Origin of the sequence: Tardiphaga sp. 813_E8_N1_3 (assembly GCF_051811025.1) — a bacterium.
Taxonomy (GTDB): Bacteria; Pseudomonadota; Alphaproteobacteria; order Rhizobiales; family Xanthobacteraceae; genus Tardiphaga.
Genome location: NZ_JBPWQE010000001.1, coordinates 609,698 through 626,878, shown reverse-complemented (window position 1 = coordinate 626,878; position 17,181 = coordinate 609,698). Strand labels below are relative to the sequence as shown.

The window sequence follows — 17,181 nt, the reverse complement described above, 5'->3', positions numbered from 1 at the left end:
GCGACGCAACAGAATATTGCGCCGCAAAATCGCATGAGACCCGGCTCGAATGCGCGCCCACGTCATGGAACTCGCTAAAATCAATCACTGGTTGTAGAGCGGAGAGCGCAGGGAGCCGGTCAGCTCTTGGGCTTGGCGGCGTCCATGGCAGCGCGGCTCATGATCTGGCCCATTTCGCTGGCCTGCTCTGCCAGCGACTTCATCTGCGACTGCACATATTCGCTGTGGAGCCGCATGACGTCGCCGAGATCCTTGGCGTGCAGCAACTGCTGGGCATAATCCAGCGACGCGGCGACGTTCTTCTCGGCATAGGCGATGGCCTTGGTGCTGACATCCTTGGCGCCGGCGCGCACGGTCTCACCGCGGTTTTCGATCGACGACGCCGTGCTCTGGGCGCTGGCCAGAAACTTCTCGAATGCCTGCTTGGCTTGGTCGAAGCTGGCTTCGGCCATTGCGCGCATTTCCTTCGGAATTTCGAATTGGTCGGTCATGTCCCGCTCCATTTTGCATTGACGAAGCCATCCACGGCCCCGTCTCCCGTGTCGCCCACTGCAATCTAGCCGAGCTTGGCATCGCCGATGTGACGCGGCGTCCCGTCCTCGTCTGATCCCATCGTGGACCTTTGTTTTTGTTTTGCAACTGCCAACGCATGGCCCTGCCCCTCCGTTCGACAGAATGGCGAACCCTCGGAGCGGATTAACGTTATTGCTGCTTTGGCCTGCTGGAACGGGCGAGGGACGTGGACCTGCGCGCCTGCGCGGGCGATACTAACGAATTATTAAGGATGTCATCGTTTGGCCCGCAATCTGTGACGCGGATACCGGACGGACGCCCAACGAGTCAGTCATGAAGTGCCGATGAACAATGCGGATTTTCAGTTGCGGGGCGTTGGCGATGCACGGCTGGCCGTACACGCCACCAGCAACCAGCCGGTCTGGCTGTGGTCACGCGACGGCACCCGTGTGCTGTGGGCCAATCCGGTCGGCGCGCGACTGTTCGGCGCCCGTAATGCAGCGGACCTGTTTGCCAGGACTTTCGGGCCCGCCGATACCTATCGCCGTCAGATAGCCCAGCTCGGCTCACGGCTGCCGGCCAGTGGAACGATGCGACTGGAGCGCCTGCGCGGCTTCGGCGCGGCGCTGGGCAGCCTGATGACCTGCGCCTGCTCGCAGCTTGAATTTCCCGATGGCGGCCACGGCATTCTCGTTGTCGCAGCGGAGCCGCTCGGTGGCCGCGGCATGCCGCTGGTCGAACGGCTGCAAAATCTCGTCGAGGGAATCGACACTCCGATCGCCGCTTTTGCACGCGACGGCCTGTTCGTCGGCGCCAACGAAATGGCTCGGGCGCTGCTCGGCTTTCGCAATCTCTCCGATGCCGGCCTCGATCATGCGCGCGACGGCGCGCTGAAGGACGGCCGTATTGAAACGCCTATCGGTTTTGGCCGCATGGTACTGCAGCGCGTGGGCAGTGGCGCCGATGTCGGACTGGTGGCGCTGATTGCGCCGGGCGCTGTGCATCCGGCACCGAGCGAAGAAGAACTCGAGGCTCCAGCAGAACCGGAGGCCAGCGTTGAACCGCAGAGCGCCCTTGCGGAGCCGAGCGATCTGTTTGTCGAATTCGATCAGGCCCCCGGGGCAAAAGACTCGAGCGAAAACGCCATCGACATCGACGCTCCGATCGAGCCGGAAAAAACCGAGATCGATCGCGACGTACATCTCGAAGAGGTGATCGCTGAAACCATCGCACATGCCGGCGCACCGGCTGAGACTGATGCGCAGTCGCCCGCCGTCGAAGCCGTTGCCGACCAACCTGCGTCCGTTGCGCTGCCAGAAATCGAACCGCGCACGACACCGCTCCGTTTCGTATGGCAGATCGACGCGGAGAAGCGTTTCACACTGAACTCTGACGAGTTCATCCACCTGATCGGCCCGCGCACAGCGGCAGGCTTTGGCCGCAAGTGGAACGATCTCACAGCCGAATTCAATCTCGATTCCGACAGCCACGTCGTCGAGGCGATGGCCACGCAGCAGACATGGAGTGGCATCACACTGCTCTGGCCGGTGGATGGCGGTGGCCGCCTGCCTGTCGAACTCTCTGGCCTACCGCTGTTCGATCGCGAGCGCAATTTCACCGGCTATCGCGGTTTCGGTGTTTGCCGCGACCTCGATGGAATGACGCGGCTCGCCGAGCAACGTCGACATGACCACATCGGCGATCCACCGCCTCGACCGTTATCCGCCGATGTCGCACAGGCCGGCCCTGTCGGCGACAGTCTCGATGAACCGATTGCCCTCACCACCAACCCGATACCAGAACAGACACCACCGCCAACCACACCGGACAGCACCGTGCAACCACCCGAGAACGTCGTGCCATTTCGACCAGGCGATCCCAGATCGCCGGCACTGACGCCTGTCGAGAACAGCGCCTTCAACGAGCTTGCGCGGCAATTGTCGGCGCGGCTTGAGTCGGAAACGGGACTGATCACGAGCACGAACACACCCGAAGCGGACGGCGAGACGGACGATGCACCGACGGCTGCCCAGACCTTGTCTCAGCCAACTGAGACGGCGTCACAGGCTGCCTGGCTGACAACGCCACCGGCAGCACCGCGCGGCGAGATGATGCGCGACAAGGTACTGCTCGACCTGATGCCGGTCGGCGTCCTGATCTATCGCCTCGATCGCCTGCTGTTCGCCAATCCCGCCTTCCTCGCCCGGATGAACTATCCGAGCCTGAACGCACTGGAAGAAGCGGGTGGCCTCGATGCGCTCTATGTCGGAGCTGATGTCTCCTCTGCGGCCAGCACCTCCGATGACGGCACCGCCGTCACGATTTCGGGCGGTGACCAGTCCGGCAACACAGTGCCCGCCGAAGCCCGCCTGTACACGATTTCATGGGACAACGAGCCGGCGCATGCGCTGATTTTCTCTCCGCCCAAGGCAGAGCCTGTCGCCGCCCCTGTTACGATCGCTGCGCCCGTTGCGGACGCGCCATTGCCCGCCGGCCATATCGATGCCGAAGATCTGGCCACGATCCTCGATACCACGGCCGAAGGCGTCATCATGTTCGACGCCGAAGGCAATATCAATTCCTGCAACCACAGCGCCGAGACGCTGTTCGGCTATAGCGGCGAACTACTGACGCAGCGGAATCTGACCGACCTGTTCGCTGCAGAAAGCCGCCGTGTGGTGCAAGACTATCTCGCAAGCGTCAAGGAATCCGGCGTGTCCAGCCTGATGGATCATGGCCGTGAGGCCCTGGGCCAGGTGCGCGCCGGCGGCCTCGTGTCGTTGTCGATGACCATCGGCCGCACGCGCACGGATGGACCGAACTTCTTTGCCGTGTTCCGCGACCTGACGCAGACGAAGAAGACCGAAACTGAACTGCTGAATGCACGCCGCCAGGCCGATCGTGCGGCAACGGCCAAGGCCGATGTGCTGGCGCGGATCAGCCATGAAGTCCGTACACCACTGAATGCCATCATCGGCTTTGCGGAAGTGATGGTCGACCAGCGCTTCGGCCCGCTCGGCAACGAGCGCTATGTCGAATACATGAAAGACATTCGCGCCTCGGGTGAACGTGTCATCGCGATCGTCAACGATCTGCTCGATCTGTCACGCATCGAGACCGGCAAGATCGACCTCGCTTTCACCACGCAGAACCTCAACGAGATGGTGGAGCAATGCGTAGCGGTGATGCAGCCGCAGGCCAATCGCGGCCGCATCATCATCCGCACCTCACTGGCGCATCTGCTGCCGACCGTCGTTGCCGATGCCCGTGCGCTGCGGCAGATCACGCTCAATCTGATCGGCAATTCGATCCATCTCGCCAATGCCGGCGGTCAGGTGATCGTCTCCACCGCATTGTCGGACTTCGGTGAGATCGTCCTGCGCGTCCGCGACACCGGTCACGGCCTCAACGACAACGAACTCGCCGCCGCGATGGAGCCGTTCCGGAGTTCGACGCCGGCGGATTCTTCGGAGAGCTCGGGTGTCAGCCTGTCGCTGACCAAGGCGCTGGTCGAAGCCAACAACGCGCGCTTCCAGATCAAGACCGCGCCAAGCTCGGGCACGCTGATCGAGGTGGCATTCTCGAATGCGGCGGTGAAGGCCTGAGTGGCCTTCTCCGATTTAGCGACTGAGCGCCATCGCCGCGTCGGAACGGCGCGGCTTGCGATAGCCGATCAGCAGTGGGCCGAATGAGACGGCGAAGCCGATAAAGGCCACGACCCACGTCAGTGCTGCAACATGGAGCAGCGGCGGGCTGTAAGCCGGCTCGATCACGGCGCCGATCCGCGCCAGTGCCGCCACGATGATGGCAGCATAGATCATCAGCGTCGTGCGTGAGGCATGCAGTGCCTGGCCGGTATGGCCCAGTGTTGCCCGGCTCATGACAGCCAGCGTCATGACGCCTGCCCCGCCTGCCATCCATGCATGCAGGCCGGCGCTCGACGCGACCCATCCTGCTGCCGCTGCGGCATTCAGCAGGAAACCCAGCGGCACGAAAGCGTAACCAATATGCAGGATCAGCAGCAGGCCCTCGCGCGACGTGCGATCGCCGGCCCAACGCGCGAGACGCATGATGTGCAGCAAGCCGACCAGCGCGAGAACCACTCCCGTTAGTGCGCCAAAGGGCCGCGCAATCCACAGCACCAGCGCGGCGGCGCTGACGGCAATGACAACCATATCGAAACGTGCGAACGGCACTGGCAGCCGACCGGGATTCTCGCGCACCAGCCAGTTGCGGGTGAAGCTCGGAATGATCCGGCCGCCGATCAGCGAGATCAGCAACACCACGACCGCGACGCCGATCCGGATGCTGATGTCTGCGACGCCAGCAAGATGAGCTTCAACATGAAAGGCGATGTTGCCGACCAGCAGGAAGGCGACGATGCCGACCACTGGCAGATTGCGCCAGTTGCGGCCCGCCGCGATCTCGCGGGTTGCAGCGGCAGCGACCAGCGTCAGGAAACTCACATCGACCAGCATCGCCGTGAGCCAGCCGGTATAGGCCGAAAACATCAGGCAAATCCGTCCGGCGATCCAGAGGACGACCAGCCCGAGCAATGGTAGACCGCGGATCGGCAGTCGACCGGTCCAGTTCGGAATGGCCGTGAACAGAAAGCCGGTGACGACGGCCGACATGAAGCCGAACAGCATCTCGTGAATGTGCCAGTCGCGCGGCGCAAAACCGGTGGCCAGCGCCAGCCGGCCATGAAAGGCCGGCATCCAGATCAGAATTCCCAAGCCAGCATAACACGCCCCAAGCAGGAAAAAGGGGCGAAAGCCGGCCGAGAGCAAGGGCCAATCGGCGATGGAGCGAACACGAAGAAGCGTCATCGTTACTCTCCCGTTTGGGGCGTGTTACTTCGCGGCCACTTTCTCGAACAGCGCTGCGAACACTGTCTTGGCCTTGCCGGGATGGGTCACCGCCTTGGCTTCGGCTTCATTGGTTGGCGGGCCGACCACCACCAGTCCCACCATGCCCATGCCGTAATGCGGCGCGCATTTCACGCCGTAGACGCCAGGCTTGTCGAAAGTCACTACGAGATCCTGGCCCATCTTGCCGACGAAAGGCATCGAGTCGGTCGGCAACATGCCTTTCACCGATTCAACGCTGTGCCCCTTGTCGGTCGATACGAATTTCACGGTATCGCCGGGCTGCACATTGACCAGCGCAGGTTCGAACACCATTCCGGTCCCGTCGGCGCCCTTGTTGAGCATTTTGACCTCGACCTCCGCAGCGCCAGCGGCGCCTGTCAGAGCGAAAAGGACGGCGGTTGCAAGCATAAGAGCCTTGCGCATCGTATTTCTCCGTAAACTCCGGTCATTTCAGCCGGATGCGCCAAATTAGGCGCATGGCCGGGCAGCGACATTGCGCCAGCGCAAACTTCCGCTTGATCGACGCCCGCAATCACGGTCTAGAAGTGTCCGGAACGGGAATTTGACGGAGAACACATGTCGGCGGTCGACAGCTCCATGGTCGCGCATCTGCCGCTGTTCGAGAGTCTCGACACCGCAGCCTGCGACGCGATCCTGCGCGAGGCGCATGCGATCCGCGTCCCGAAGAACAAGGTGATTTTCGAGCAGGGCGAGGACGTCCATTCGTTCTATCTGCTGCTCCATGGCCATATCCGCGCGACCAAGATGACGCCCGCCGGCGAACAGGTGATCGTGCGCTATGTCGCGACCGGCGAGATCTTCGGGATCGGTCAGGCGATGGGGCTGACTACTTATCCGGCGACCGCAACGGCCGTCGATGACAGCGTGGTTCTGGTGTGGCCCACCACGATCTGGACGCGGCTGGTTGCCGACTATCCCGCCCTCGCCGCCAATACGCTCAAGACCGTCGGCAGCCGACTGCAGGAAGCCCATACGCGTGTGGTGGAGATGTCGACCCAGCAGGTCGAGCAGCGCGTCGCCCACGCTCTGCTGCGGCTGGTCAACCAATCAGGCCGCAAGACCGCGCAAGGCATCGAGATCGATTTCCAGTTAAGCCGTCAGGATATCGCTGAAATGACCGGCGCCACGGTCTTCACCGTGAGCCGCACGCTCAGCACCTGGGAACAGCGCGGGCTGATCGAAAGCAGCCGGCAGCGCATCGTGCTGCGCGAGCCAGAGATGTTACGCGCGCTCGCCGATGCCGTGCCCGGCGACGAAGATACATAACTCGTCTAAGCGGCTTCGGACTGCCTGACCTCGTCCGGCACACCGCCGAGCGGAATCGAAACAACCGCTCTCACGCCCTGAGCATCGCCGCGGTTTGCGATATCGAGACCGAAGCCGTTACGATCCGCCGCCGTCCGGGCAATCGCCAATCCGAGCCCGGTGCCATCGATATCCATCGGCGCCGCACGGAAGAAGCGGTCGTAGAGATACGGCACGGCGGATTCCGGTATTCCGCATCCGCTGTCGATCACCTCGATGACGAAATCCCTACCCCGGCGTGCAGCCTTGATGCTGACCGCGCCGCCGGCGCGCGTGTAACGCACCGCATTGTCGAGCAGGTTCGAGACGATCAGCCGGAGATCGGCAGCACGGACATTCAATTCATCACGCGTCCCCGGTGCGATCGCGACTGAGACGCCCTTTGCCTCGGCGATGGAGACGAAACCGGACACCACCAGCCGCACGAAGGCCTCCGCATCGACGACTTCGGCTTCGCTTTCGATGCCGGCATCGGCGCGAACCATGGTCATCAACTGGTTGACCGAATAGGAGGCCCTTCGAATCCCGTCGAGCAGGTCCTGCGCGATCTCACGTTCAGACGCATTGAGTTCACGCGATCGCAGATTATCGATCTGGATCTGCAGGGCCGCGAGCGGAGTCCGCAATTCGTGTGCCGCATCGGACACGAAACGACGCTGGGTCTCCAGCGCGGTCTGATGTCGCTCGATCAGGGAATTCATGGCTGTCACGAGCGGAGCGACTTCGACCGGAACACCTGTCAGGCTGAGGGCGCCCTTCGCATCGGCGCTGCGCTGGCCAATATCGGCCGACAATATTCCAAGCCCGGACAACACACGCTTCACGGCCCACCAGATCATCAGCCACGCAATCGGAATGGCAACAATCAACGGCACCGCCGCACCCGCAGCCGCATAGGCGGCAACTTCCTCGCGCGCACTCCAGCGCTGCGCGACCTGGATCGCATGCGTCGCGTCACGCGACCTGAACACGCGCCAGCGCTCTCCACCCGCGGTCACGTCGGCATAGCCGAGTTCCGACTGAAACGGGATATCGACCGAAGGGCCTGAACGATGAATGGGCTGTTTCGACTGATCCCAGATCTGGATCACCAGCTGGTCTTCCAGTTCGGCATCGATGCGGGGCTCAATATCATGGCGGAACACCATACCCGCCGTGAGTGCGACCTCATGCAGAGCGTTATCCTGGAAGCTGTTCACCTCGTACTTGACGAAATAATAGGACGTGATGGCCGCAGCAACGCCGACGAAGATGAGCAGCCCCGTGACGTAAGTCATCACGGTCTTTCGCAACGACGTCATGCGCCCTCCTTGGTGACCATCCAGCCCGCACCGCGGACATTGCGGACGATGTCCTTGTCAAATTTCTTGCGCAGCCCGTGAATCAGCACATCAACCGCGTTGCTCTGGACCTCTTCGCCCCAGCCGTAGATCCGGCTCTCGATCTGGCTACGCGACAGGATTTGCCCGGGGCGTTCCATCAAAGCCTGTAGGACCGCAAATTCGCGCACCGACAGCAGATGCTTGATATCGCGGAACGTCGCCACCTGCGTCGATGGATCCAGCGTAATCTCCGCGGACGTCATGAGCGATACCACGCGACCATTGGCGCGGCGCGTGACTGCGCGGATTCGCGCGAGCAGTACCGGCAATTCAAACGGCTTGACGATGTAATCGTCTGCGCCAAGATCGAGGCCCGCCACCATGTCGGATACGCCATCCCGCGCGGTGATGATAAGGGCCGGCGTCGTCATGCCTGCCTGCCGCTTCGCCTTGAGCACGTCGAGGCCTGACATCTTGGGAAGACCGATATCGATCAGTGCGACCGCATATTCCGACCGGTCCATTGCGGCGAAGCCATCGCGGCCATTGCGCGCCCAGTCGACACTCATGCCATTCTCGCTCAGGCCGCGCACCAGCGCCTTGCCGAACATGGCATCGTCTTCGATCAGTAGAACGCGCATCATTCAATCTCGTGCCTGCGGGAAATTCGGAAAGCCAGTCCTCGACATGACAGACAACATCAGAGGCATCCCGATATTCCCTTATCCCAGGTGTCGGTGACTGCGGCGCTTACGCGCATTGCAGCGCTTGTCCAGTGACCAATCGTGTGGCGCAGGCTAGCCGCCGCTCCTCGTTTAGAACGATTACAAATTATCTCGACGGCCATTGGTGCACGGATCACACACCTTGGGCATATCCCCCGAAGTTCGATTTATTCTAAACGCCATCTAATTCGCGCCTAATACTCCGAATTGCAGATGTGTCCAAGTGTTTCCGGGGAAGCACAAGGACCGCCGGCATTTGCATGAGCGGAGAATATTTCAGGGGCAGTAATGACTTCCAGGACTTCTATCGGGGGGCGCGGCACGGCGGCGCGCAAGGCTTTTCTGATTTCGACGAGCGCGGCAGCAATGATCGCGACAGGATTTTGCATCGCTGAGCCGGCAATCGCGCAGAACGCAAATTCCGGCGCATCGACATTGCCACCGGTGCAGGTCGACGCTCCCAGCGCCCCCCGCGTCCGCCGCGCCCAGCCGCAGCGCGCCACATCCGGCCGCGTCGCCCGGACGCGCCCCGTTGCGCCGCAGCCGGTTCGCGAGCCACTCAGCGTCAACCCGCAGGACGCACAGTCTGGCCAGGTCGGCTACATCACCCAGAACATTTCGAGCGGCACCAAAACCAACACCGCGCTCCTCAACGTGCCGCAATCCGTCACGGTGCTGACGAAGGAATTCATCCGGGATCAGGATTTCCGCAGCATTGGCGAAGCCGTTCGCTATGTGCCGGGCGTCGTTCCGCATCAGGGCGAAGGCAACCGCGACGACGTGGTGATTCGTGGCCAGCGCACCAATGCCGACTTCTTCATCGACGGCATCCGCGACGACGTGCAGTATTTCCGCGATCTCTATAACACCCAGCGCATCGAGGTCCTGAAGGGGCCGAATGCCATGATCTTCGGCCGCGGCGGCGGCGGCGGCGTCATCAATCGCGTGCAGAAGGAAGCCGATGGTGTTTCGATCCGCGAGGTAACTGTTCAGGGCGGATCGTTCGACAACAAGCGCGTGACGATCGATACCGGCGGCGCCGTGAACGAGAATGTCGCAGCGCGTATCAACGCAATGTACGAGAATTCCGGAACCTATCGCGACTACGGCCATCTCGAGCGCTACGGCATCAACCCGACCGTAACGATCCGCGGCGAGGATACCAAGGTCAAGCTCAGCTACGAATATCTGCATGACGACCGCACCGCAGACCGCGGCATCCCGGCGCAGGGTACGGGTATTCTTACCCCGCCCACGAACGCACGTCCGACAGTGCCATTCGCGACCAATGCCTCGACCTTCTTCGGCAATCCGGACCAGAGTTATTCGAAGCAGGAAGTCCATATCGCGAACGCGGTAATTGACCATGATTTCAACAACGGACTCTCGGTCAAGAATTCGTCGCGCTACGCCAATTACGACAAGTTCTACCAGAACGTCTTCCCGACCACGACAGGGTTTGTGAACGGAGGACTCGCATCGATTTCGGCCTACAACAACCTGGCCCAGCGCGAAAACCTCTTCAATCAGACCGACTGGACCTACAAGACCAATACCGGACCCATTCTGCACACGATCGTGTTTGGCACCGAGTTCGGACGGCAGAATACCTACAGCCTCCGCAATACCGGTCTGATCGGCGGCAGCGCGACCTTGCCGGTTCTCGCGTCTAGCCCGACGACTTTTGCGCCGTGGTCATTCATCCACAACAACGCCACTGATAATAACGCCTACGCGACACTCGACGTTGCATCGGTCTATGTTCAGGACCAGATCGAAGTCAGCCGCTACCTGCAGTTCATCGGCGGCGTTCGTTACGATCGTTTCGACCTCACCTCGCAGAACCTCAATCCTGGCGGCACCCTCGATAGCCGTGTCGACAACCTTGTCTCGCCGCGCGCCGGCGTAATTATCAAGCCGGTCGACAACGTCTCGGTCTATGGCAGCTACAGCATTTCGTATCTGCCAAGCGCCGGCGACCAGTTCAGCTCGCTGACGCCATCGCTCGCCGTCACCGTGCCGGAGAAGTTCATCAACAACGAAGTCGGCGTGAAGTGGGACATCACCCCACGGCTGCAGGCGTCCGCAGCCGTCTACGATCTCGACCGAGAGAACCAGAGGTTCATCGTGGGCGGCCAGGTCGTCGCCTTCGGCAAGACCAACACCAAGGGTGCCGAACTCAGCATGACAGGTTATGTCACCGACCAGTGGCAGGTCACCGGCGGCTACGCCTACACCGATGCGCGCATCGTCGATGCCAGCTCCGCCACGATCGTCCCGGGCAACCGCGTCGGCCTGGTGCCACTCAACACCTTCACCATGTGGAACAAATATCAGTTCAACGAGATGTGGGGTGCCGGCCTTGGCGTCATCCATTACGACGACTTCTTCGCCGCGTCGGATGATACTGTGAAGCTGAAAGCCTTCACCCGCGTCGATGCCGCAGTCTACTTCCGGCTCGACAAGACGTGGCGTGCTCAGCTGAACATCGAGAACCTGTTCGATACCAGCTACTACGCCACCGCCGATGCGGCCAACAACATCACGCCTGGCTCGCCGCGCGCGTTCCGAGCATCGGTCACGGCTAACTTCTAAGATCTCTCATCGCGGGCCGCAGGTAAGCCTATGCTTATCTGCGACCCACTTCTGTATTTGGAATCACTCTAACCTTTATCCACGTGACGTTCCGTCACTGACATTCGGACACGTCCTGCGCTACTCATCTGCCACCGCCATTGCCCCCTGCCGGAGCCATTTCATGATCAAGAATCACGCCCTTGCCACCGCCGTTGTCTTCGCCGCCCTCGGTGCTTCTGCGCTGCAGGCTGCCGAAGAAGTCAATGTCTATACCTATCGCGAGACCAAGCTGGTGCAGCCGATCTTCGAAGCTTTCACCAAGGACACGGGCGTAAAGGTCAATGTGATCTCGGCCTCGTCCGGCCTCGAGCAGCGCATGAAGGCCGAAGGCGCCAACAGCCCGGCGGACGTCCTGCTCACCGTGGATATCGGCCGGATCGATGAAGCCGTGCAGGCGGGCGTGACGCAGCCGATGAAATCCGAGGTGATCGAGAAGATCGTGCCGGCGCAATATCGCGATCCCGACGGCCACTGGGCCGGCATCTCTATGCGCGCCCGCGTGATCTATGCGTCGAAGGATCGCGTCAAGCAGGACGCCATCACTTATGAAGAGCTTGCCGATCCGAAGTGGAAGGGCAAGATCTGCATTCGCTCCGGCCAGCACATCTACAATAACGGCCTGTTCGCCGCCTATGTCGCCAAGCACGGTGAGGCCAAGGCCGAAGAATGGCTGCGCGGCGTGAAGGCTAATCTGGCGCAGAAGCCATCGGGCGGCGACCGCGAGACCGCGCGCGACGTCGCGGCCGGCAAATGCGATCTCGGCGTCGGCAACACCTATTACTGGGCGCTGATGATGAATGCCGATCCCGACAAGAAGCCATGGGCCGAAGCCACCAAGGTGATCCTGCCGACCTTCGAAGGCGGCGGCACTCATGTGAACCTGTCCGGCGTGCTGCTGGCCAAACACGCGCCGAACAAGGCCAATGCCATGAAGCTGATCGAATGGCTCGCCGGCGAGCATGCCCAGCAGGTCTATGCCGACGCCAACTATGAATATCCCGTGCGCGCCGGCATCGCTGTGAACCCGACGATCGCGGGCTACGGTAAGCTCAATGCCGATCCGATGCCCATCGCCAAGATTGCCGCCAACCGCAAAGCCGCGTCGACGCTGGTGGACAAGGTCGGGTTTGATAATTGAGCCCGGCTATTGCTCCGTAGGCTGCGATGATGCACAGCCTATCAGTATGTTATCCCTGCCCTGTGTGCCTGCAGCGCACACGGGGCGGGGACCCATACGCACCGAACTCTCGGTAGGGCGCTGTGGCTACGGCAATTTCTGACTTACTTCTCCTGGGGGTATGGATCCCCGCCTTCGCGGGGATGACATGTGGAGAGTGCCCACGCGGGCATGCACGCCCGTGAGGCCTTCCCGCACCGAAGCGCTCGCGATTCTTGTCGCAGTTGCCACCGCGCTCCTTGTCGCTGCGCCTGTCATCAGCATCGCGCTACTGGCGCTGCAGCCGGAGCCTGAGCTTTGGCAGCATCTGATCGCCTATGTGTTGCCGCAGGCGCTGCGCGACACCGCAGCCCTCCTGATCGGCGTCGGTGTCGTCACGCTCACGGTCGGCGCCGGCACCGCATGGCTGGTCTCGGCGCATGATTTCCCCGGCCGCACGCTCATGCTCTGGCTCTTGCCGCTGCCGCTGGCGATTCCGACCTATCTCGCCGCTTACGTCTATGTGGACCTGTTCGAGCCACTGGGCCTCGTCCATCGCGCATTGGCAACGGCAATGTCATTACCCGGCGCAATCCGGTGGCTGCCAAGCCTGCGTTCGTTGCCGGGCGCCATCTTCGTGATCGGCATCGTGCTGTATCCTTACGTCTATCTCTCTGCCCGCGCGATGTTCCAGCATCGCAGCGCCGATTTTGCTGAAGCCGCGAAGATACTCGGTGCAGGTCGCTGGACGACGTTCCGCCGTGTGTCTCTACCGATGGCGCGCCCCGCCCTCGCTGTGGGCCTCGCACTGGTATCGCTGGAAACACTGAACGATATCGGTGCCAGCGAATATCTGGGCATTCGTACACTCACCGTCTCGGTTTTCACGACCTGGCTCAACCGCGGCAGCCTTGCAGGTGCTGCGCAGCTGTCATTGTTCATGCTCGCCATCGTCGGGGTACTGATCGCCATCGAGCGCTTCGGCCGCCGCGAAGGCAGCGTAGAGTTCTCTTCGGAGAATCCGCGACTGGCACCGCGCACGCCTTTGACAGGCCTACGCGGATGGCTCGCTTTCACCGCCTGTCTCCTCCCTGCCCTGCTCGGCTTCGCCGTGCCCTTGCTCTATCTGCTGCGCGAAAGCCTGCGCCGCGGTCTGCTATCGATGGAAACGACGGTTTGGCGCGATGCCGGCCACACCATTGCGCTTGCTGCAATTGCCACGGGAGCCGCGCTACTTCTCGGGCTCGTGGTGATCGTCGCTCAGCGCTGGCGTGCTTCGCGGCTGACCAACCTGTCGGTCGCTGTCGCCCAGACCGGCTATGCGCTGCCCGGAACGGTGCTGGCGCTGGGTCTGCTGACGCCGGTGCTGTTCATCGACAATGGATTCAGCAAGCTCGCCGGATGGCTCAGTCTCGCATCGCCCGGGCTTGTCATGGTTGGCTCTGGCGCCGCCGTGGTGATCGCCTATGTGATCCGGTTCCTGGCGGTGCCGACCGGCTTCATCAAGGCCGGCTTCGAGCACATCCCCGTCGATTACGACGACAGCGCCCGCGCTGCCGGCGCACCGGCAATCACCACACTGCGCGTGATTCAACTGCCGCTATTGCGTCCGGCATTGTTCGGCGCCGTCATCGTCGTCTTCGTGGATTGCCTGAAGGAATTGCCTGCAACGCTGTTACTGCGACCGCTCAATGTCGAAACGCTCGCGACTTCGATCTATCAATATGCGAGCCGTGGCAGCTTTGAAGAAGGCGCTCTCGCCGCCCTGCTGATCGTCGCTGCGAGCATCGGGCCGGTGGTCTGGCTGACACGCTTTGCAGATGTGCCGCAGGGGCCGGTGTAACGCGCTTACGCGATCGGGACCTGACCGCTTTTACGTGACTCCGCAAAGATCGCCCAGGCCGCCACGAACATCGCTGCAATGACGGGACCGACGACAAAGCCATTGAGGCCCAGCGCATCGATGCCGCCGAGCGTCGCGATCAGCACCAGATAATCCGGCAGCTTGGTGTCCTTGCCGACCAGCATCGGGCGCAGGATGTTGTCGACCAAACCAATGACGAGAAATCCATAGGCGATCAGGATCACGCCCTGAACGACCGAGCCCGTAGCCAGCAGATAGAGCGCGACCGGCATCCAAACGAGGCCAGCACCCACCGCCGGCAACAGCGACAGGAACGCCATCAGCACGGCCCACAACAACGCGGCATTGATGCCAAGGATCCAGAAGATCAACCCACCGAGCGCGCCCTGTGCCAGCGCCACCAGAATGCCGCCCTTCACCGTGGCGCGGATCACCACCGTGAACTTCTCCATCAGATCGTCACGCAGCTCCGGCCGCAGCGGAATGGCATTCTTCACACGCTGCGACAGCGCCTCGCCATCCTTGAACAGGAAGAACAGCAGATAGAGCATGATGCCGAGATTGATGATGAAGTCGAACGTGCTCTGACCGATGTTCAGCGCCTGCGATGCAAAGTACTGACTGCCTTTGACGAGGCCCTCAGTCAGCTTGTCCTGCATGCCGCCGAGATTGGCGACGCCGAAGCGATCCAGCAGTCCCTTCGCCCATTGCGGGACGGCATCGAGTATCTGCTGCAGAAACGTGCCGAGATTGAATTGGCCAGATTTCATCTTTCCGACAACGACGGCCGCTTCCTGCGCCAGCGATGCGCCAACCAGTGTCAGCGGCAGGATCACGATCAGCACGATCAACCCCACGGTGAGCAAGGCGGCCGAATTTGGATGCTTTGGAATCCGGCGCTCCAGCCGCCGATGCATCGGCGCGAACATGATCGCGATGACGACGCCCCACAGGATCGCGCTGTAGAACGAGCTCATGATCCAGCCGAAGGCCAACGTGACCACGACGATCAGAAGCAGGAAGAAACGGTCTTCGAGACTGGCGCGCATGTCGGCTTCCTAGAGCATGACCCGGAAAATTGGAAACCGGTTTTCCGAAAGATCATGCTCACCTAAAGAGATGAGAAGGCAGATACTAACACGAATGCCCGGCACGGGGCCGGGCATCATGTCAACGTTCGGAGCACGCAATCGTTCAGGTATTGGTCAGCGCGACCCGGAATTCAGCTTCGGTATTGGCCTTCACCTCATCGAGCGTCACGCCATCGGCGAGTTCGATCAGGGCCATGCCGTCATTGCCGTGCTTGTCGATGGTGAAGACCGCGAGATCGGTGACGACCATGTCGACGACGCGCTCACCGGTGAGCGGCAGATTGCAGCTCTTCAGCAACTTGGCGCCGTCCTTGGCCGAATGCTCCATCACGACGACGACGCGCTTGACGCCGGCGACGAGATCCATCGCGCCGCCCATGCCCTTTACCATCTTGCCGGGGATCATCCAGTTGGCGAGATCGCCATTCTGGGCAACCTGCATAGCGCCGAGGATCGACAGGTCGATATGGCCGCCACGGACCATGCCGAACGAATCCGCCGACGAGAAATAGCTGGTCTCCGGCAGTTCGGTGACGGTCTGCTTGCCGGCATTGATGAGGTCGGGATCTTCGTCGCCCTCATAGGGGAACGGGCCCATGCCGAGCATGCCGTTCTCGCTCTGCAGCTGAACGTCCACCCCCTCAGGAATGTAGTTTGACACCAGCGTCGGAATACCGATGCCGAGATTGACGTAATATCCGTCGCGCAGTTCTTTAGCCGCGCGCGCTGCCATTTGATCACGGGTCCAGGCCATCGTTCTCTCCTGTTTTTGCTTTTGGCGGTTACGCGGGACGCTGACGCGAAGTGACTTTTTCGATCCGCTTCTTGCCGGTACCGACCTCGACAATGCGCTTCACAAAAATGCCGGGGGTGTGGATGTGATCCGGGTCGATCTCGCCGGCCGGCACCAGATGCTCGACTTCGGCAATGGTGATCTTGGCGGCGGTCGCCATCATCGGGTTAAAGTTCCGGGCGGTCTTGCGATAGACGAGGTTGCCGGCGGTATCGCCCTTCCAGGCGTGCACGATCGCAATGTCAGCGAACAGACCACGCTCGAGCATGTAGGTCTCACCATTGAATTCCATGGTCGGCTTGCCTTCCGAGATCAGCGTGCCCACGCCGGTCTTGGTGTAAAAACCGGGGATGCCGGCGCCGCCGGCGCGGATGCGCTCGGCCAAGGTGCCCTGCGGGGAGAATTCGAGTTCCAGTTCACCGGCCAGATACTGCTGGGCGAACAGCTTGTTCTCGCCGACATAGGACGAGATCATCTTCTTGATCTGGCGGGTTTCCAGCAGGCGAGACAGGCCGATGCCGTCGACGCCGGCGTTATTGGACACCACGGTGAGGTCCTTGACCCCGGAATCGCGCAATGCGTCCGACAGGTCCTCGGCAATGCCGCAGAGGCCGAAGCCGCCGGACATGATCATCATGCCGTCCTTGAGAATGCCGTCGAGTGCCGATTTGGCGTCGGGGTAGACCTTGTTCATGGGAATCGACCTGATGCAGGAATGCGCTGAGAACCCAGCGGGCGCGGGCGGCTATGTCGTGGATTATTAGGCGGAAACTCCGCGGCAGGTCAATCGCGGGGGACTGCGACCCCATCACCCCCGCTATGGCCTTGAAAGCGTCAAGAAAACCCTTCAAGTTGAGGACCTTGGACGTGGGCGCACACGGAT

13 protein-coding genes are annotated in these 17,181 nt (G+C 61.6%); 5 read left to right on the top strand and 8 right to left on the bottom strand.

Annotated elements, in window-relative coordinates; translation table 11 throughout:
* Positions 1 to 119: 119 nt before the first annotated feature.
* Entirely contained in the window at positions 120 to 491 is a 372-nt protein-coding gene (locus AB8A33_RS02935; RefSeq protein ID WP_115033036.1) for a phasin, read from the bottom strand.
* Positions 492 to 857: 366 nt separating this feature from the next.
* Here AB8A33_RS02935 and AB8A33_RS02930 point away from each other — a divergent pair, with 366 nt between their 5' ends.
* Entirely contained in the window at positions 858 to 4,118 is a 3,261-nt protein-coding gene (locus AB8A33_RS02930) for a PAS domain-containing protein (RefSeq protein WP_439091352.1), read from the top strand.
* Between the two features lie 15 nt (positions 4,119 to 4,133).
* Here the strand turns inward: AB8A33_RS02930 and AB8A33_RS02925 are convergent, their stop codons facing one another.
* Both AB8A33_RS02925 and AB8A33_RS02920 read right to left on the bottom strand, forming a co-directional pair.
* Positions 4,134 to 5,342: an NnrS family protein gene (locus tag AB8A33_RS02925; RefSeq protein ID WP_439091351.1), complete on the bottom strand. Its 1,209-nt coding sequence runs from the start codon at positions 5,340 to 5,342 to the stop codon at positions 4,134 to 4,136.
* Positions 5,343 to 5,366: 24 nt separating this feature from the next.
* Positions 5,367 to 5,807, bottom strand: a complete 441-nt coding sequence (locus AB8A33_RS02920; RefSeq protein ID WP_439091350.1) for a pseudoazurin — start codon at positions 5,805 to 5,807, stop codon at positions 5,367 to 5,369.
* 153 nt (positions 5,808 to 5,960) lie between these two features.
* Between AB8A33_RS02920 and AB8A33_RS02915 the strand changes: the two genes are divergently transcribed.
* Complete coding sequence (locus AB8A33_RS02915) at positions 5,961 to 6,671, top strand: Crp/Fnr family transcriptional regulator (protein ID WP_439091349.1); 711 nt, start codon at positions 5,961 to 5,963, stop codon at positions 6,669 to 6,671.
* Between the two features lie 5 nt (positions 6,672 to 6,676).
* On the opposite strand, the gene AB8A33_RS02910 is transcribed toward AB8A33_RS02915, so the two are convergent.
* Positions 6,677 to 8,011 (bottom strand): ATP-binding protein, encoded by a 1,335-nt coding sequence (locus tag AB8A33_RS02910; protein ID WP_439091348.1) that lies wholly within the window; start codon positions 8,009 to 8,011, stop codon positions 6,677 to 6,679.
* Positions 8,008 to 8,673, bottom strand: a complete 666-nt coding sequence (locus tag AB8A33_RS02905) for a response regulator transcription factor (protein ID WP_439088593.1) — start codon at positions 8,671 to 8,673, stop codon at positions 8,008 to 8,010. Before AB8A33_RS02905 ends, AB8A33_RS02910 begins: the two co-directional genes overlap by 4 nt.
* Before the next feature lie 450 nt (positions 8,674 to 9,123).
* Between AB8A33_RS02905 and AB8A33_RS02900 the strand changes: the two genes are divergently transcribed.
* The 3 genes from AB8A33_RS02900 (at position 9,124) to AB8A33_RS02890 (ending at position 14,393) form a co-directional block, all read left to right on the top strand.
* Positions 9,124 to 11,352: a TonB-dependent receptor gene (locus tag AB8A33_RS02900; protein ID WP_439091347.1), complete on the top strand. Its 2,229-nt coding sequence runs from the start codon at positions 9,124 to 9,126 to the stop codon at positions 11,350 to 11,352.
* 163 nt (positions 11,353 to 11,515) lie between these two features.
* Complete coding sequence (locus tag AB8A33_RS02895; RefSeq protein WP_439091346.1) at positions 11,516 to 12,532, top strand: Fe(3+) ABC transporter substrate-binding protein; 1,017 nt, start codon at positions 11,516 to 11,518, stop codon at positions 12,530 to 12,532.
* A 187-nt stretch (positions 12,533 to 12,719) separates the two neighbouring features.
* Positions 12,720 to 14,393: an ABC transporter permease gene (locus tag AB8A33_RS02890; RefSeq protein ID WP_439091345.1), complete on the top strand. Its 1,674-nt coding sequence runs from the start codon at positions 12,720 to 12,722 to the stop codon at positions 14,391 to 14,393.
* Between the two features lie 5 nt (positions 14,394 to 14,398).
* Here the strand turns inward: AB8A33_RS02890 and AB8A33_RS02885 are convergent, their stop codons facing one another.
* The 3 genes from AB8A33_RS02885 to AB8A33_RS02875 form a co-directional block, all read right to left on the bottom strand.
* Positions 14,399 to 15,463, bottom strand: coding sequence for an AI-2E family transporter (locus AB8A33_RS02885; RefSeq protein ID WP_439091344.1), 1,065 nt, complete (start codon positions 15,461 to 15,463; stop codon positions 14,399 to 14,401).
* Positions 15,464 to 15,608: 145 nt separating this feature from the next.
* Entirely contained in the window at positions 15,609 to 16,259 is a 651-nt protein-coding gene (locus tag AB8A33_RS02880; RefSeq protein WP_068728764.1) for a 3-oxoacid CoA-transferase subunit B, read from the bottom strand.
* 28 nt (positions 16,260 to 16,287) lie between these two features.
* Positions 16,288 to 16,992 carry a CoA transferase subunit A gene (locus AB8A33_RS02875; RefSeq protein WP_068728766.1) on the bottom strand — a complete coding sequence of 235 codons (705 nt, stop codon included), beginning with the start codon at positions 16,990 to 16,992 and terminating at the stop codon, positions 16,288 to 16,290.
* Positions 16,993 to 17,181 lie beyond the last annotated feature (189 nt).

Bases quoted from the DNA above. Each gene is read 5' to 3' on its own strand.
- AB8A33_RS02935 (WP_115033036.1), bottom strand. From the start codon at position 491: ATGACCGACCAATTCGAAATTCCGAAGGAAATGCGCGCAATGGCCGAA.
- AB8A33_RS02930 (WP_439091352.1), top strand. From the start codon at position 858: ATGAACAATGCGGATTTTCAGTTGCGGGGCGTTGGCGATGCACGGCTG.
- AB8A33_RS02925 (WP_439091351.1), bottom strand. From the start codon at position 5,342: ATGACGCTTCTTCGTGTTCGCTCCATCGCCGATTGGCCCTTGCTCTCG.
- AB8A33_RS02920 (WP_439091350.1), bottom strand. From the start codon at position 5,807: ATGCGCAAGGCTCTTATGCTTGCAACCGCCGTCCTTTTCGCTCTGACA.
- AB8A33_RS02915 (WP_439091349.1), top strand. From the start codon at position 5,961: ATGTCGGCGGTCGACAGCTCCATGGTCGCGCATCTGCCGCTGTTCGAG.
- AB8A33_RS02910 (WP_439091348.1), bottom strand. From the start codon at position 8,011: ATGACGTCGTTGCGAAAGACCGTGATGACTTACGTCACGGGGCTGCTC.
- AB8A33_RS02905 (WP_439088593.1), bottom strand. From the start codon at position 8,673: ATGCGCGTTCTACTGATCGAAGACGATGCCATGTTCGGCAAGGCGCTG.
- AB8A33_RS02900 (WP_439091347.1), top strand. From the start codon at position 9,124: ATGATCGCGACAGGATTTTGCATCGCTGAGCCGGCAATCGCGCAGAAC.
- AB8A33_RS02895 (WP_439091346.1), top strand. From the start codon at position 11,516: ATGATCAAGAATCACGCCCTTGCCACCGCCGTTGTCTTCGCCGCCCTC.
- AB8A33_RS02890 (WP_439091345.1), top strand. From the start codon at position 12,720: ATGTGGAGAGTGCCCACGCGGGCATGCACGCCCGTGAGGCCTTCCCGC.
- AB8A33_RS02885 (WP_439091344.1), bottom strand. From the start codon at position 15,463: ATGCGCGCCAGTCTCGAAGACCGTTTCTTCCTGCTTCTGATCGTCGTG.
- AB8A33_RS02880 (WP_068728764.1), bottom strand. From the start codon at position 16,259: ATGGCCTGGACCCGTGATCAAATGGCAGCGCGCGCGGCTAAAGAACTG.
- AB8A33_RS02875 (WP_068728766.1), bottom strand. From the start codon at position 16,992: ATGAACAAGGTCTACCCCGACGCCAAATCGGCACTCGACGGCATTCTC.